Source organism: Frankia sp. ACN1ag (genome assembly GCF_001414035.1).
In the GTDB taxonomy this organism is placed as follows: Bacteria; Actinomycetota; Actinomycetes; order Frankiales; family Frankiaceae; genus Frankia; species Frankia torreyi.
On record NZ_LJPA01000013.1, the window covers coordinates 119,165 to 134,399 of the forward strand.

Annotated in this window: 14 protein-coding genes and 1 pseudogene; 5 read left to right on the forward strand and 10 right to left on the reverse strand. The window is 73.6% G+C overall.

Annotated features, from left to right (window positions below; translation table 11 throughout):
• The first annotated feature begins 41 nt into the window (after window positions 1-41).
• Entirely contained in the window at window positions 42-1,019 is a 978-nt protein-coding gene (locus tag UK82_RS13905; protein WP_082121588.1) for an acyl-CoA desaturase, read from the forward strand.
• Window positions 1,020-1,093: 74 nt separating this feature from the next.
• Here the strand turns inward: UK82_RS13905 and UK82_RS13910 are convergent, their stop codons facing one another.
• Window positions 1,094-1,423: a hypothetical protein gene (locus UK82_RS13910; RefSeq protein ID WP_044883120.1), complete on the reverse strand. Its 330-nt coding sequence runs from the start codon at window positions 1,421-1,423 to the stop codon at window positions 1,094-1,096.
• A gap of 218 nt (window positions 1,424-1,641) precedes the next feature.
• On the opposite strand from UK82_RS13910, the gene UK82_RS13915 reads away from it, so the two are divergent.
• Window positions 1,642-3,705, forward strand: coding sequence for a DNA polymerase (locus UK82_RS13915; protein WP_055407562.1), 2,064 nt, complete (start codon window positions 1,642-1,644; stop codon window positions 3,703-3,705).
• A gap of 166 nt (window positions 3,706-3,871) precedes the next feature.
• On the opposite strand, the gene UK82_RS13920 is transcribed toward UK82_RS13915, so the two are convergent.
• A complete protein-coding gene (locus tag UK82_RS13920) occupies window positions 3,872-4,621 on the reverse strand; it encodes a kinase (RefSeq protein ID WP_055407564.1) in 750 nt (249 codons plus the stop codon).
• 154 nt (window positions 4,622-4,775) lie between these two features.
• Here UK82_RS13920 and UK82_RS13925 point away from each other — a divergent pair, with 154 nt between their 5' ends.
• Window positions 4,776-5,582 carry a class I SAM-dependent methyltransferase gene (locus tag UK82_RS13925; RefSeq protein WP_055407566.1) on the forward strand — a complete coding sequence of 269 codons (807 nt, stop codon included), beginning with the start codon at window positions 4,776-4,778 and terminating at the stop codon, window positions 5,580-5,582.
• A 392-nt stretch (window positions 5,583-5,974) separates the two neighbouring features.
• Here UK82_RS13925 and UK82_RS33650 read toward each other — a convergent pair whose 3' ends face one another.
• From UK82_RS33650 to UK82_RS13940, 4 genes are all read right to left on the reverse strand, one after another.
• Window positions 5,975-6,133 carry a hypothetical protein gene (locus UK82_RS33650; protein WP_157871692.1) on the reverse strand — a complete coding sequence of 53 codons (159 nt, stop codon included), beginning with the start codon at window positions 6,131-6,133 and terminating at the stop codon, window positions 5,975-5,977.
• Between the two features lie 240 nt (window positions 6,134-6,373).
• Window positions 6,374-6,886, reverse strand: coding sequence for a DUF4262 domain-containing protein (locus UK82_RS13930; RefSeq protein WP_052680892.1), 513 nt, complete (start codon window positions 6,884-6,886; stop codon window positions 6,374-6,376).
• A 160-nt stretch (window positions 6,887-7,046) separates the two neighbouring features.
• Window positions 7,047-7,478: a peptide-methionine (R)-S-oxide reductase MsrB gene (gene msrB / locus UK82_RS13935; protein WP_044883123.1), complete on the reverse strand. Its 432-nt coding sequence runs from the start codon at window positions 7,476-7,478 to the stop codon at window positions 7,047-7,049.
• A 60-nt stretch (window positions 7,479-7,538) separates the two neighbouring features.
• Window positions 7,539-7,964 carry a hypothetical protein gene (locus tag UK82_RS13940; protein WP_055407568.1) on the reverse strand — a complete coding sequence of 142 codons (426 nt, stop codon included), beginning with the start codon at window positions 7,962-7,964 and terminating at the stop codon, window positions 7,539-7,541.
• Window positions 7,965-8,060: 96 nt separating this feature from the next.
• On the opposite strand from UK82_RS13940, the gene UK82_RS13945 reads away from it, so the two are divergent.
• A complete protein-coding gene (locus UK82_RS13945) occupies window positions 8,061-8,411 on the forward strand; it encodes an RNA polymerase-binding protein RbpA (protein WP_009738606.1) in 351 nt (116 codons plus the stop codon).
• Window positions 8,412-8,545: 134 nt separating this feature from the next.
• Here the strand turns inward: UK82_RS13945 and UK82_RS41845 are convergent, their stop codons facing one another.
• The 4 genes and pseudogenes from UK82_RS41845 to UK82_RS13965 all read right to left on the reverse strand — a co-directional run bounded on the left by UK82_RS41845 (window position 8,546) and on the right by UK82_RS13965 (window position 13,808).
• Window positions 8,546-9,376 carry a polyprenol monophosphomannose synthase gene (locus tag UK82_RS41845; RefSeq protein ID WP_044883125.1) on the reverse strand — a complete coding sequence of 277 codons (831 nt, stop codon included), beginning with the start codon at window positions 9,374-9,376 and terminating at the stop codon, window positions 8,546-8,548.
• A 176-nt stretch (window positions 9,377-9,552) separates the two neighbouring features.
• A pseudogene (gene lnt / locus UK82_RS13955) lies at window positions 9,553-11,289 on the reverse strand (apolipoprotein N-acyltransferase); the annotation flags it as partial.
• Window positions 11,290-11,473: 184 nt separating this feature from the next.
• Window positions 11,474-13,075, reverse strand: a complete 1,602-nt coding sequence (locus tag UK82_RS13960; protein ID WP_055407645.1) for an amidohydrolase — start codon at window positions 13,073-13,075, stop codon at window positions 11,474-11,476.
• Window positions 13,076-13,367: 292 nt separating this feature from the next.
• Window positions 13,368-13,808, reverse strand: a complete 441-nt coding sequence (locus UK82_RS13965; protein WP_063870315.1) for an Lrp/AsnC family transcriptional regulator — start codon at window positions 13,806-13,808, stop codon at window positions 13,368-13,370.
• Window positions 13,809-14,095: 287 nt separating this feature from the next.
• Here UK82_RS13965 and UK82_RS13970 point away from each other — a divergent pair, with 287 nt between their 5' ends.
• Window positions 14,096-15,166, forward strand: coding sequence for a 5'-3' exonuclease (locus UK82_RS13970; protein WP_044883128.1), 1,071 nt, complete (start codon window positions 14,096-14,098; stop codon window positions 15,164-15,166).
• The last annotated feature ends 69 nt before the right edge of the window (window positions 15,167-15,235 follow it).

A 15,235-nucleotide genomic window follows, 5' to 3' on the forward strand; every position in this document is an offset into this window, starting at 1 on the left:
AGGGTTGCCGGGTATCCGACGAACCTCGTGAGAGGAAATATGTGTCCTCCGAATCGACCGAATCGACATTCCAGCGTATCGACGCGGGCCCGCCTGCCCGCCCCGACATCGCCCCCGATCTGAAGACCCCCCTCGAACAGATCCTGCTGCTGCTGTTCCTCGCCGTCCCCCTCCTCGCGGTGGCCCTGGCGGTGCCCGTGGCCTGGGGACACGGACTGGGCTGGCACGACATCGTCATCGGCGGGGTGATGTACCTGATCTCCGGCTTCGGGATCACCGTGGGCTACCACCGCCTGTTCACCCACGGCTCCTTCAAGGCCAGCCGGCCCCTGCGCATCGGCCTCGCCCTGGCCGGCAGCCTCGCCGTCGAGATGAGCGTCACCGACTGGGTCGCCGCCCACCGCCGCCACCACAAGTACTCCGACGCCGCCGCCGATCCCCATTCACCCTGGCGCTTCGGCCGCAGCGCCGTCGGAGTGACCAGGGGCTTCCTGCACGCCCACGTCGGCTGGCTGTTCAACCGCCACCGCACCTGCCCGAAGCGGTTCTGCCCCGATCTGCTCGCCGACCGCGACGTCGCCGCCGTCGCCGCCGCGTTCCCCTGGTGCGTGGCCGCCTCGGTCCTGATCCCACCGGTGGCCGGCGGGCTGTGGAGCATGTCGTGGACCGGCGCGCTCACCGCCCTGTTCTGGGGCTCCCTGGTGCGCATCGCCCTGCTGCACCACGTCACGTTCTCCATCAACTCGATCTGCCACCTCATCGGCGAACGGCCCTTCACCACCCGCGACCAGTCGCGGAACGTCTGGTGGCTGGCCGTGCCGTCGCTGGGGGAGTCCTGGCACAACCTGCACCATGCCGACCCCACCAGCGCCCGCCACGGCGTCCTGCCCGGTCAGGTCGACCCGAGCGCCGCGCTCATCCGCTGGTTCGAACGCCTGGGCTGGGCCCACGACGTGCGCTGGCCGACCGCCGAACGCATCGCGGCCCGCCGGGCCTGCGCCGCCGAGCAGGCCCGCTGACGCAGCCGACCGTCCGGCCAGCCTGCCGTCCGGCCAGCCTGCCGTGGGGCCGGAGCGCCGTTCGGCCGGCCCGGTCAGCCGGCCATCCGCACCTCGCCGCCGGGGGGCCCGGCCGATCCGCGAGGGTCACCGTGCCCGCCGGCCCCCTCCCGGGAGCGGTGCAGGAGGCGTCCCGGCGGCTGCTCGCCCGCGACCAGCCAGTAGCCCCGGTCATGACGCAGACCGACCAGCTGCGGGGGCTGGCAGACCCCGTTCACCCGGTGGGCGTCGAAACCGGTCGTGGCCCCCGCGAACGTGGCATGACAGGTCGGGCAGTGCGCCGCGGTCAGCGCCGTCCACCGGGCGTCGCACCCACCGCAGCCGAGCAGGATGGGACGTTCGTACTCGTTGTCCCGCCCCGCCATGAATCCACCCTTCCCCCGTGGTACGCGCATCCCTCGTCGACGGGGATTCTTACCGCTCCACGTTTCCAACGGGGGCATTTCCGCTTTCCCGGCCACCATGACGGTCCATCTGACCACGGCACCGCGCACCCGGCCAGGCTCGCCCGCCCGGCCACGCGCGCCGGCCCCCCGCCACCGGGCCGGCGCGAACTGTCGGACCCGGTGGTGAGAATCGAACGATGACGCCGGCCAGCCCGTCGCACCCGGCCGCGGGACCACTCGCGGACCTGTGGTCGGGGGAGTTCGCCCCGCGTCAACCCCTGGCGCTCGTGGTCCTCCCAAAGGTCGGGTTCGCCCTGGCCCACCACCTGCCCGCCGGCCCGCCGCCGCTCCCGCCGTCTCACCCGACCAGCACGCCCGTCACCCTGGTGGTGTCCGCGCCCGAGCCGGCCGAGGCCGCCGAACTGGTCGCCGAGATCGAGCGGCGCTGCGCCCCGCGCTGGGTGTGGTGGTCGGCGTCGGCGGCGGTGCCGCCAGCCACCCAGGTGCGCCTCGCCGCCTGCTGGGATCTCGCCGCCGTGCACCGGCTGCTGCACGGCGGGCGCCGTGACGACCCGGCCGCCGTGTGGGCCGCCGCCGCCGGCCTGCCCCTGCCACCCCCGCCGTCCCGACCTCCCGGCCCCGCCGCGCGGGTCGCGCCGGGCCAGCTCGGCCTGTGGGAGGGCACCGGCGACGACCCCGCTGCCCGGCATCGCCTCGACCCCACCGGCGCCGAGGGAATCAGCGCCGGTGGGGGAGTCGACACCCGCGGTACCCACGAACCCGTCGGCGCTGGCGGACCCCTCGGCGCTGGCGGTGCGTTCAGTGCTGGCGGCGGGTTCAGTGCTGGCGGCGGGTTCGGCCTCGGCGGTGCGGACGGGCCACTGGCGGGGGATGGCCAGCTCGACGCCGGCTGGCTGCACCGGGCCGCCGGGCCCGGTGAGGCGCTGCGCCGCGCCGCCGCCCTCGCCGCGCTCGCGCTGCAGGCCCAGCACCGTCAGCAGGCCGCGCTGAACGGCCTCGCCGACCGGCGCGCCCGCCCCGGCCGGACCAGCCTCGCCGTCCTGACCGCCCGCGCCGAATCCGCCGCGGAGCTGCTCGCCCGCGAACTCGAACGCGACGGCCTGCCCATCGACCGCGCCACCGCCGAGACGCTGCTCGCCGAGATCGTCGGCCCGCCGCCGCGCACCGACGCCGACGAGCTCGCCGCCCGCCGCCGCCGCGACGCCCCCGTCCTCGCCCACCTGCGCGGCCCCGTCGACCTGCGCAACCCCGCCGCCGTGCGAGCCGCGCTGCGCGCGGTGGGCATCGACGTCCCCGACACCCGCTCGGGCCGCCTCGAACCGCTGCGCGACGCCCATCCCGCCGTCGCCGCGCTGCTGGCCTGGCGGCGCACCGAGCGGATCGCCACGACCTACGGCCACCGTTGGCTCGACACCCACGTCGCCCCGGACGGCCGGCTGCGCGGCGCCTGGCACGGCAGCGACGGCGCCGCCGGGCGGATGACCGCCCAGGCCGGCCTGCACAACCTGCCCGCCGACCTACGCGCCGCCGTCGTCGCCGAACCGGGCCGGGTGTTCGTCCGCGCCGACCTCGGCCAGATCGAACCCCGGGTCCTCGCCGTCGTCTCCGCCGACCCCGCCCTCGCCGCGGCCACCCAGGCCGACGACATGTACGCCCCCGTCGCGGCGCAGCTCGGTCGCGACCGCCCGCAGGCCAAGATCGCGATGCTCGCCGCCATGTACGGCCAGACCACCGGCTCGGCCGGCGAGGCCCTGCGCCGGATGCGCCGCGCCTACCCGACCGCGCTGGCCTACCTCGACGCCGCCGACGCCGCCGGCCGCTCCGGCCGCGACCTGCGCACCTACGGCGGCCGGCTCGTCCGCCTCGCCCCCACGCCGCGCCCACCCCGGGGTCTGACCGACCCGGCGCCGCCCGACGAGGCCTCCCCGGCCGCCGGCGGGGTCACCGAGCAGGCCCGCGGCCGCTTCGCCCGCAACGCCGTCATCCAGGGCCCCGCCGCCGAACTGTTCAAGGCCTGGGCGGTGACCGTCCGCGCCGAGCTGCCCGCCCTCGGCGGCGAGATCGTGCTCTGCCTGCACGACGAACTGCTCCTGCACGTCCCCATCGCGCACGCCGAGGCCGCCGCCGACCTGCTGCGCCGCGCCCTCGCCGCCACGGCCGCCTACTGGTCGACGGCCAGCGGGGTCCGGTTCGTCGCCGACGTGTCCATCCTGCACCGCTGGTCCGACGCCGCCCACTGAGCCCGCCGCCCGCCCACCACCCCCAAGATAATCAACGCCGTTGACGAAGGATCGCCTTTCTTAATCAACAAGAAAGGCGATCCAAACCCGCAACCTGGGGGAGCCGAACCGTTCTTTGCGGCCGTTCTTTGCGGCCACGCCCGCCACCTGAGCCGGCGCCCAAGCGTCATCGCAGGGCGGCTGTCCACACCTCGGTCCGGGCCGCCAGATATTCGGAGGTCGCGCGCCAGTAAGGCCCGTCCTCGACCCAGATCCTGGCCCACGGCTGACGCTGCCGTCGGGCGCCATCGCGCAACAGGTTGTACATCGCTCTGGCGCGTCGGCCCAGCATGCTCGCCAACGCCGGCCTCGACGCCTCATCCAAGCCGTAACCGTCAACGACGGTGCGCAACCGCGCCGCCGACTCCGCCACCGGCCGATCGGCCCGCAGACCCGCCATGCTCTGCGCTGCGTACGCAAGATCCCACAACCGGGAACTCGGTGCCGCTCCATCCCAGTCGATCAGCACCCACCCCCGAGCAGACCTCACGAGGTTCCATGGCGCCACGTCGTTCTGGCAGACGAAGTCCTCCCGATCCGGCGGAATGACCCTGTTCCACACCGCGCCGGCCGGCGGCCCGAAGCCGGCGAGTGCCCGGTGCAGGTCCGCCAGCATCCGACCGATCGAGAACAGCTCTGCCACCGAGTACGTGCCCGCCACCGCACCGAGCTCGCCGGGGATGTACTCCAGCACCTGGCGTCCCTGCGCGTCCCGTCCCAGCGGGCGAGGGGCGCCGGTGAAACCCACCGCGTGCAGGTGTTCCAGCAGCGCATCGACCGCGTCCGTCCATGGTCCGACCGGGCGGCGAACAGTCTGACCCACCCGTACCACACCGGTCGTGACATTCCCCGGCAACAGCTCTTCCTCGCTGCTCACCCCAGGACCCTGGCACAGGCAGGACGCGGAAACGAGTCGTTCTGCCATGCCACGATGCTCCGCGGCCCGCAACCGGTTCGGTGACGGCAACCNCACCGACCCGGAAGCGGGATTCGACCACCACGGCCACGCGGCTGTGCCATGATCACCTTCTGTGACGGCGGCCGACTCGCAGGGCAGCGCCGAGACCGTCTTCGACGGGCGTGCCGCGACCTACAGCAACCACACCTGGCACATCCGCTACGCCGAACGGCTCGTCGAACTCGCCGCCCCCACCGCGGGCATGCGCATCCTGGACGCCGCGACCGGTACCGGGCTCGCCGCGATCGCCGCCGCCCGGGCCGTCGGACCGACCGGACAGGTGGTCGGCGTCGATATCTCCGCAGGCATGCTCGCCCGGGCCCGGCAGGCAATCGACGCGGCCGGACTGACGACCATCGAGCTGGTCAAGGCGGACGCCACCACCCTGCCCCAGTTCGGGGACGGCTCGTTCGACCTGGTCCTCTGCTCCGCCGGCCTGCTCTACCTGCCGGTCCAGGCGGCGCTGGGGGAATGGCACCGGCTGCTGGCACCCGGCGGGCAGATCGGTTTCTCGACGATGGCGGCGGGTTTCCCCGTCGCGGCCAGAATCTTTCGCGACCATGCCCGCCGCCACGGACTGGCCCTCACCGACCCGGCCACCGCCCTGGGAACGCGGACGCGATGCCATCGGGCACTGCGTGACGCCGGGTTCACCCCGGCGAAGCAGGTGGGGGAGACCATCCGCTTCTCCTCCCGTGACCTGGAACATGCCTGGGAGGCCCACACCCGCGGCCCGCACCACGACGCGATCGCCACCCTCACTCTCGAGCAGGTGGAGATGTTCCAGCGCGACTACACCGAAACCCTGGCCGATCTGCTTCGTACCGACGTAGATCACCTTCTCACCTCTGAAGTGATCTACGCCTTCGGCGGCGGGTAGGCAGCCCGCAGGCGTGCGTCGTCCGCTCGTGAACGGACGCGGTCCGGTGCGAGCTCGTGAGCCTCCGGCGATCGTGGTATTCCGCGGAACCGCCGGCCACGTCTGATCGGCCATCCTCCATAAAGATAATCAACGCTGTTGACGTCACTTCACATAATGATCAACAACAACTCCACCCGGCCATGCAGCTGACCACCGGGGGAGAAGTCATGATCAACTTGCTTGTGTTGGATGTGATCTTGTGATCTGTCGGCCTTCGGGCTGGATCGAAATCGAAGTCAATCTTCCTGGGGTCGGGCGGCGCGAGGTCCGCGGTAGCGGCAGATCCTGTTCGTCGCGGGCCTCCTGCTGGCCGGGAGTCGGGGCGAACGGGGGGAGCGGCTGATCAATCTCTACTTGACATAATGTGCATTATCGGCGCGTGCGGTGGGGTAGTGGTTGCTGGGTTTTTGGCTGTGTGGGTTGGCTTGGTGGGTGACGTGTTCCAGGTGGATGTGCATGCTGGTCGCCGGGTGGGCTGGGTGCTGGAGCTGGAGGTTGGTGATCGTCACGCTGGTGATCGTTGTCGTTGTCGTTGTCGCGGTCCGGTTGCCAGGTTCGAGCGGTCGAGCAGGTCGGCCGGGTGTGCTGGTCGTCGGTGGTGGTGTTTTCTGGTGGGTTACTGAGGGTGGTTGCCTGACTCCCCCGGCGTCGGCGTGGTCTGAGTTGGCGCGCGCCCCGCGTGGCCCCGGTGTCTCGGCGGTGTTCGGGTGGCACCGCCGCCTGGGTACCGGGGCGCTGGATGGGTGCGGTCAGGGGTGGGGCCTGTCCCCCGCGGTGTCGGGGGGTGGGCCGGCGAGGGGCTGGTGGGCGGCGTCGCCGGTGCAGCCGGTTTCCCAGGGCAGGGTGCCGGCGGGGTCACTCCAGATGATCTGGAGGGCGGTGACGGGTGGGCCGTCGGGGTGCTGGTAGGTGGCGTTGGCGTGGAGCAGCAGCTCGTCGCTGGCGGCGGGGTTGAGGGTGAGTAGGTGGTGGCGTCTGGGGGGTGCGAGGTCGTCGAGGGTGGTGTCGGCTGGCGGGGGGTCGCCGGCGCGGATGCGGGTGGCGAGCAGGTTGAGCAGGGCGGCGGCGTCGTGCGGGTGCAGGCCGGCGATGAGCAGTTCGGGGTGGTGCAGCGCGGTGAGGCCGATGGTGTAGGCGTAGTCGGGTTCGCCGGTGTCGGGTTCGGCGAGGACGGCCTGGACGGCCCAGCCGTGGCGGTGGATGGTGTCGCGGATCCAGGCGGCGCGCCGCCGGTGCCAGTCGAACTGCAGTTCGGTTTCCATGGTGTGCCTCCCCCGGGGTCGGTGGCGGGATGGCAGTGACGGTAGGCGGGGGCACCGACAGTTTTTTGGGGGTGCTGGGTCGTCTTGGGTGGCAGGTGGTGGGTGGGCCGGCCGGTGCGTCAGTGCACCGGCGGCGGCCCGGTCCACGGGCTGGGGTGGGTCAGTGGGTGTCGAGGTCGAGGGCGAGGCTGTTCATGCAGTAGCGCTGGCCGGTGGGGCCGGGGCCGTCGTCGAAGACGTGGCCGAGGTGTCCCCTGCAGCGGGCGCAGCGGACCTCGGTGCGGATCATGCCGTGGGAGCGGTCCTCGACGAGTTCGACGGCGTCAGCGACGGCGGGTTCGGTGAAGCTGGGCCAGCCGGAGCCGGAGTCGTACTTGGTGTCGGAGGTGAACAGCGCCGCGCCGCAGCCGCCGCAGCGGTAGGTGCCGGTTTCCTTGCTGTAGGTGTAGGCGCCGGTGAAGGGGGGTTCGGTGGCGGCCTGGCGCAGGATGGCGTAACGCTGGGGTGAGAGTTCGGCGCGCCACTGCTCGTCGGTCTTGGTGACGTCGGCGGCGTCGGGGCCGGTGGGGGTGGCGTGGTCGCTGGTGGTCATGGCGTCACGGGGTCCTTTCTGGGTGGATTCGTCGATGGGCGATGCGACGGGGTGGTGGGGTCACTCCCCCGGTCCGGTGCGGGTCAGGGGGGCGGCGGCGACGACGCCACCGAGGGCGGCGGTGGCCATGAGGGTGCCGATGGCGGGTGGCAGGTGGCCGCGGGCGGTGGAGGTCGCGAAGACGGAAACGTCGGCGGCGTCGGCGATCATTCCGGCCCACAGCCAGGTGGTGGTGTCGCGGCCGGTGGTCATCGCGGCGAGCAGGCCGGCGCCGAGGGCGAGGTCGCGGATGCCGGCGAGGCGGGCGACCCAGGCCAGGCGGGTGGCGGTGAGTCGGTCGACGCCGGTGATGCGCAGGGTGTCCACGGCGCGGGTGAGCACGAGGGTGCCGACGGTGGCGCGGGTGATGCCGAGGGTGGCCGTGTGCAGGGTGCGGATGGGACGGGTGGGGCGTTTCGCTGTGGGGTGGGGACGCTGCGCGTTCATGATTGTGTTACGGGTCCTTCCTCGGCGGGAACGTCTCGGCTGGCNAGAACGTTGTCGAGGGGTAGTTGCACACGTCTCGACGCTCGGAGGAGTTATATGGGCGAGCGCATCCTGCGGGGAAGCCGTCTCGGTGCAGTGTCCTACGAGACTGACCGCAGCACCGAGCTTGCCCCACGGCAGTCGGCGTCCTACGACTGCCCCAACGGCCACCAGTTCACCATGCCCTTCGCGGCTGAGGCGGAGGTGCCGTCGGTGTGGGAGTGCAAGGTCTGTGGTGGGGCGTCGGTGATCGTCGATGGTGAGCGGCCTGAGCCGAAGAAGTCGAAGCCGCCGCGGACGCACTGGGACATGTTGATGGAGCGCCGGACCACCGATGATCTGGAGGAGGTTCTGGCGGAGCGGTTGGCGGTGCTGCGCGGGACCGGTGAGGGCCGGCGTACCGCGTAGCGGGGCTGTTTGTCGGTGGTTGCGGGGTCGGGCACGGGGATGTGCGTGCCCGACCCTTTGGCATGCCCGGGGTGGCTGTTCTGGGTGATGTGGCGGCTGCGGGGGGTGACGGGTGGGGGTCGGTCTGGTGGTGGTTAGGCGCTGTGGCTGGTGGTGACGTTGTCGGGGTGGTCGGTGGGGATGTCGGGGTTGGCGGTGGGTTGGCGTGGGGTGGGGTTGGCTGGGAGGTGGGGGGTGCGGGGGGTGGGCCGGCGGCGGCGGGTGGTGGCGGCCCACCAGGCGACGCGCCAGAAGGCTTCGGCGACGATGGCGTTGCTCATCTTGGAGGTGCCGCGTTCGCGTTCGACGAAGGTGATGGGGACTTCGGTGACGCGGTAGCCGGAGCGCCAGGCCTGCCAGGCGAGGTCGACCTGGAAGCAGTAGCCCTGGGAGGAGACGCCGGTCAGGTCGCGGTCGCGCAGGACGTCGGCGCGGTAGGCGCGGTAGCCGGCGGTGGCGTCGCGTAGCGGCATGCCGAGGGCGGCGCGGACGTAGATGTTGCCGCCGCGGGAGAGCAGCAGCCGGGTGCGGGGCCAGTTGCGGACCTCTCCCCCGGGTACCCAGCGGGAGCCGATGACGAGGTCGGCGTGGGCGAGGGCGGCGAGCAGGCGGGGTAGCTGTTCGGGCTGGTGGGAGCCGTCGGCGTCCATTTCGACGATGACGTCGTAGCCGTGGTCGAGGGCCCAGGTGAAGCCGGCGATGTAGGCGGTGCCGAGGCCGGCTTTGCCGTCGCGGTGCAGGACGTGGATGTGGTCGTCGTTGTCGGCGAGTTCGTCGGCGATCTTCCCGGTGCCGTCGGGGCTGGCGTCGTCGATGACGAGCAGGTCGACCGTCGGGTTCGCCGCGCGCAGGCGGCGGGCGGTGTCCGGGAGGTTGTCCCGCTCGTTGTAGGTGGGGACGCAGACGACAACGCGGTGGAGATCCACGCGGTTCCTTTCCTGATCGGGGGCCATATCCGTCAGGCCGGCCCGGCGGGCGTCACCGTGGGTGTCGTCTCGTGGGGTCGTGGTGCCTGCGGGGTGGTGCCGGTGTGGTCGGGGTCGCCGGTGGGGCGGGTTCGGCGGCGGATCACTCCCGCCATCATGGCGCCCAGGCCGAGGGNGAGCAGCACCGCCTCGGGGACGATTCCGGCACGGTCGGCGAGGGTTTGGCTGGTGCGTCGGGGCAGGGCGGCGGTGAGGACGCCGGGTTCGTACAGGCCGGTCTTGGCCAGCAGGGTGCCGTCGGGGGCGATGAGGGCGCTTTCGCCGCTGGTGGAGACCTGGACGGTGGCGCGGCCGTGTTCGACGGCGCGTAGCCGGGACATGGCGAGTTGCTGCTGGCTTTCGCCCTTGCGGCCGAAGGAGGCGTTGTTGGTCTGGATGACGAGGATCTGCGCGCCGTGGTCGACGGTGTCGCGGACGAGGTCGTCGTAGGCGACTTCGAAGCAGATGACGTCGCCGATGGTGGTGCCGGCGGCGTGCAGGGCGCCGGGGCTGTGGCCGGGCAGGAAGTCGCTGGGCATCTCGTTGGCGAAGCGGCCGATGAGGCGGGTGAGCAGGGCGCGGCCGGGGAGGTACTCGGCGAAGGGGACGGGGTGTTGTTTGACGTACATCTGGCCGGTGAAGCCGTCGGCGGTCCAGATCATGCCGGCGTTGCGGACGTGGCGGGGGCCGGGGCCGTCGAGGACGGCGCCGACGAGGACGGGGGCGCCGGCGGTGCGGGCGGCGCCGCGCAGGGCGGCTGCGACGGTGGGGTCTCGCTGGGGGTCGAGGTCGGAGGAGTTCTCCGGCCACAGGACGAGATCGGGGGCGGGGCGGCGGCCGGCGGCGACGTCGGCGGCGAGGCGGCGGGTGCCGGCGACGTGGTTGGCGGTGACCTGGAAGGCGCGGCCGAGGGCGTGGATGCCGCCGTCGGCGGGGACGTTGCCCTGGATGGCGGCGACGGTGAGGGTGCCGTGTTCGGCGGTGGTGGGCAGCGGGACGAGCAGGCCGGCGAGGGTGAGGGCGGTGGCGCCGAGCAGGGGTGCGGCGAGGCGTCGCGGTGCGGTGCGCCGGTGGCCGGTGGTGGCGCGGGCCAGGGTGTGGGCGTGGGTGATGGCGAGGGCGAGCAGGGCACCGGTGGCGGCGACGACGGCGGTGAGCAGGGGTGCGCCGCCGAGGGCGGCGAGTCCGGTCAGCGGGCTGTCGGACTGGGTGAAGGCGAGCCGGCCCCAGGGGAAGCCGCCGAAGGGGGCGCGTCCGCGCAGGGCCTCCTGGGCGACCCAGACGGCGCCGGTCCACAGCCAGGGTGCGGGCAGGCGCCAGACGAGGGTGGTGGCGGGGGCGACGAGGGCGAGGATGGCGGCTTCGGCGACGGCGAGGGCGATCCAGGCGTCGGCGCCGACGAAGGAGACGAAGCGCAGCAGCGGCAGGCAGAACGCGAGGCCGAACAGCAGGCCCAGGGCGTAGGAGGCGCGCAGGCGGCGGCCGCGGACGGTGAGGGTGAGCACGGTGACGGCGATCGGTGCGAGCGGCCAGGCGCCGACCGGTGGGGTGGCGAGGTAGAGCAGGGCGCCGCCGAGCAGGGCGGCCAGGGCCGGGGGGGTGCGTCGGCGCAGGGTGGCGCGGCGGCGGGTCCGGCGGGCGGGCCGCTCTTTGCCGGCCTGGCCGGCCTGGTTGGGCTCGGTCCGGTCGGGTTCGGTGGCGGTCGCGGCGGCCGGGGTGGGCGCGGCGGGTGTGGGGGGTGACGGGTCGCTTGCCCGCGGCGGCTCGATGCCGGTCCGGGGCTGGGGCGGGACGGCGGCGGGCTGGGTCGGCGCGGCGGCGGTGTCGCCGGTCGCCTGGGCCGTGGGGCTTCCGGTGGCCGGCGTGGGGGTCACCCGACCAGTTTCTGTCACGCGGGCCGCGCTGACCACGCCGCCCCTGACCCGAAGGGGGCTCGAAGTGTGGTGGCGGTGTGGCCTGGCGGTGGGGTGGGGCTGGTTGGTGGTGGTTCACCTCTCGACGTTATCGAACATCTGTGCGAATATGGGATTGGTTTCGGGGTGGGGGTGAGCGTGGAGTTCAGTGTGGGGTGTCGTGCAGGATGCGGCCGCGCAGCACGGTGCGCCGGCAGCGGGGGGTGGGGCCGGTGAGGTCGGGCAGGCCGGCGACGGCGCCGCGGGGGTCGGTGGACCAGGCGGCGATGCGGGTGTCGGGGGCCTGGACGACGAGGTCGCCGTGGTGGTCCCAGACGGCGTAGGTGGCGGGGTGGCCGGGGGCGAGGATGCCGTGGCCGTCGGTGTCGGCGCGGGCGGCGCGCCAGCCGCCGCGGCTGGCGGCGGTGAAGGCGGCGCGGGCGGAGATGCGGGCGGCGGGGGTGTGGTGGTGTGCGGCGGCGCGGATGGCGCCCCAGGGGTCCAGGGGGGTGACGGGGGCGTCGGAGGAGAAGGCCAGCGTGATGCCGGCGCGGGTCATGGCGGCGTAGGGGTTCATGGCGCCGGCGCGGGTGGGGCCGAGGCGGGTGGCGTACATGCCGTCCTCGCCGCCCCAGCGGGCGTCGAAGGCGGGTTGGGCGCTGACGATGATGCCGAGGGCGGCCAGGCGTGGGAGGTGGTCGGTGGTGGTCATCTCGGCGTGTTCGAGGCGGTGGCGGCCGGCGGCGATGCGGGCGAGTCCGATTGTGGTGGCGGCGGCCTCCAGGCCGGTGAGCACGGTGGTGATGGCGGCGTCGCCGATGGCGTGGAAGCCGGTCTGCAGGCCGGCGTCGGTGGCGTCGAGGACGGCGTCGCGGATGGCGTCGGCGTCGAGGTGCAGGGTGCCGTGGGTGTGGGGGCGGTCGGCGTAGGGGGTGTGCAGGGCGGCGGTGTGGGAGCCCAGGGAACCGTCGACGAAGGCGTCGCCGCCCCAGGCGGCGCCGAGTTCGACGGCGGTGGGCAGGTCGCCGGCCCAGTAGCCGACGATGTCGGGTCCGGTGACGGTGCGGGCGTGGGCGAGCAGGCCGGCGAGGTCGTCGGCGGAGGAGACGTCGGGTCCGGCCATCTCGTGCAGGGCGGCGATGCCGAGGGCGGCGGCGTGGGTGCGGGTGGTCTGCCAGGCGTGGCGGCGCTGGCTGGGGGTCAGGGTGGTGTCGGCGGTGCGGCGGGCGGCGTGGTGGGCGGTGCCGGTGACGAGGCCGTCGGGGTGCCAGCCGGGGTGGGTGGCGGCGTCGGCGGCGGTGGCCAGGGCGGTGGAGATCACGGCGGTGTGCCCGTCGACGCGGGCGAGGTAGACGGGGGCGCCGCCGGTGGCGCGGTCGAGTTCGCCGGCGGTGGGGGGTGTGGGGTCGGCCCAGGCGGTCTCGTCCCAGCCAGTGCCGAAGACGGTGGTGTGCCGGTGGCGGCGGGCGTGGGTGGCCAGGGCGTCGAGGGCGGCGGTGCGGGTGGGGGTGGCGGTGAGGTCGAGGCCGGTCAGGGCGAGGCCGGTGGCGGTGGTGTGAATGTGGGCGTCGACGAAGGCGGGGGTGATCAGTGCGCCGTCGAGGTCGATGACGGTGTCGGCGTCGAGGGTGGCGGCGGTGTCGTCGGAGCCGATCCAGGCGATGGTGGCGTGGTCGGTGAGCATGGCGGTGGCGGTGGGGCTGGTCGGGGTGTGGATGTGGCCGCCCCGGTAGAGCACGGTGCGGCGGGGGGTGTGGGGGTCGGTCACGCTGGTGAGTCTGCCTGCCCGTCGGGTCGGCTGGTCGCCGGGTATGTCTACGCCGTGGTGCCCGTCGAGCCGGGGCGGGCCGCCGATCTTGCCCGGGTGCTGCGCGAGGCCGGTGCCGCCCTCGTGCCCGGCGTCGGGGAGCAGGTCGTGGCGTGCCGGGCGGCGCGGGTCGCGAGTCGAGCGGTGGTTCGGCCCGGGGCGGCGGCACCTGTTCGACGCGGCCCGCGGCGCGGCGCTCACTGGCCGAGTGGCGCTCCCGACCTGTTTCCCGGCTTACCCGGAGGGCGTCGGGTCACAGGGCGGGGGGGCGGCCCTCGTAGGGGGTGGAGAGCACGACCATGGTGCGGGTGGACACGTTCGCCGCGGCGCGGATGCGCTGGAGCAGGATCTCCAGGTCGCCGGGGCTGGCGACGCGCACCTTGAGCAGGTAGCTTTCCTCCCCGGCGACGCTGTGACAGGCCTCGATCTCGACGATGTGGGCGAGCCGGTCGGCGGCGTCGTCGGGTTGGCTCGGGTCGATCGGGGTGATCGAGACGAAGGCGGTCAGGGGCAGACCCACCTGGGAGGGGTCGACCAGCGCCGTGTAGGACGTGATCACTCCACGTTGTTCCAGACGTCGTACGCGCTGATGGACGGCGGAGACCGACAGGCCGGTGGCCCGGCCGAGGTCGGTGAAGCTCATGCGCCCATCTCGGCACAGCATCTGCACGATTCGACGGTCGAGATCTTCCAGCACGATCCGGAGCGTACGCAGGTCGGCGCGGGGCGAGGGAGCTGTTTCTGGTCCGTTGCCTGGTCCCGGTGGGACAGCCGGTACGGTCGGGATCAGGTGTGGGTGGGGCGCGGTCGCGCGGCGCTGCCGTCGTGATGGCGGTGATAAGGGCGTCGGGCGGGGCGGGCGGTCCCGGGGCGTGGGTGGTGTGTGGACGGTCCGGGTGTGTGGACGGTCCGGGTGTGTGGACGGTCCGGGGCGTGGGTGGTGTAGGGCGGGGGGACGGACGGGTAGGGGGCGGATCGGTGATGGCGCGAGGTCCGGCGGTGGATCCGGTGGTGAGCGGCCCGGCGCGTGAGCGGGGCGGCGGGTTGTTGCTCGCCGATGCTCCGTCGCTGTACTTCCGGGCGTTCTACGGGGTGCCGCGTGCGGTGCGGGCGCCGGATGGGACGCCGGTCAACGCGGTGCGGGGTCTGCTTGACGTGCTGGCACGTCAGATCGTCGAGATCCGCCCGCGGGGGCTGGTGGCCTGTTTCGACGCCGACTGGCGTCCGGCGTTCCGGGTGGCGTTGCTGTCGTCGTACAAGGCGCACCGGGTGGCCGTGCCCGCCGACCGGGCCGGCGTCTCGGTGGTGGGCGGGGATGCGGTGGTGGGCGGGGACGTCGAGGAGGTCGCCGATGAGCTGACCGTTCAGCTTCCGATCATCGATGCGGTGCTGGACGCGTTCGGGATCGCCCGGGCGGCCGCGGTGGGGTTCGAGGCCGACGACGTCATCGCCACCCTCGCGACCCGCCACCGTGGCGGCGGGGTGGACATCCTCACCGGGGACCGGGATCTGTTCCAGCTCGTCGACGATCATGCCGGGGTGCGGGTGCGCTACGCGGTGGAGAAGTTCGCCGTGGTCGACGAGGCGTCCGTCACCGCCCGCTACGGCATCCCGGGGCGGGCCTACGCCGATTTCGCGGTGCTGCGCGGCGATCCCAGCGACGGGCTGCCCGGGGTCGGCGGCATCGGCGCGAAGACCGCGGCGATGCTGCTGAACCGGTTCGGGTCGCTGGCGGCGATCCTCGCCGCGCTCGACACTCCCCCGGCTCCCCCGGCTCCCCCGGCTTCGGTGGCCGCGGGCGCGCGGGGTGGCGCGCGGGCGGAGGGGATGCCGGTGGCGGCGCGGCGGCGGCTGCTGGCCGCCCGTGACTACCTCGACGCCGCGGTGGGGGTGGTCGCGGTGGTGCGTGACTGCGACGTCGGTGACGTCGACGGGCGGCTGCCGGTCAGCCCGGCCGACCCGCAGGCGGTGCTGGCGCTGAGCGAACGGTGGGGGCTGGCGGGGCCGTGCACGCGGCTGATGTCCGCCCTGGACGCGGTCGGTGCCGGCTGAGCGGCCCAACCCCGCGGCCGGGGTAGGGCGTCGCCCTCCCTCGGGTCGCCCTCCCCCGGGGGAGGGTTT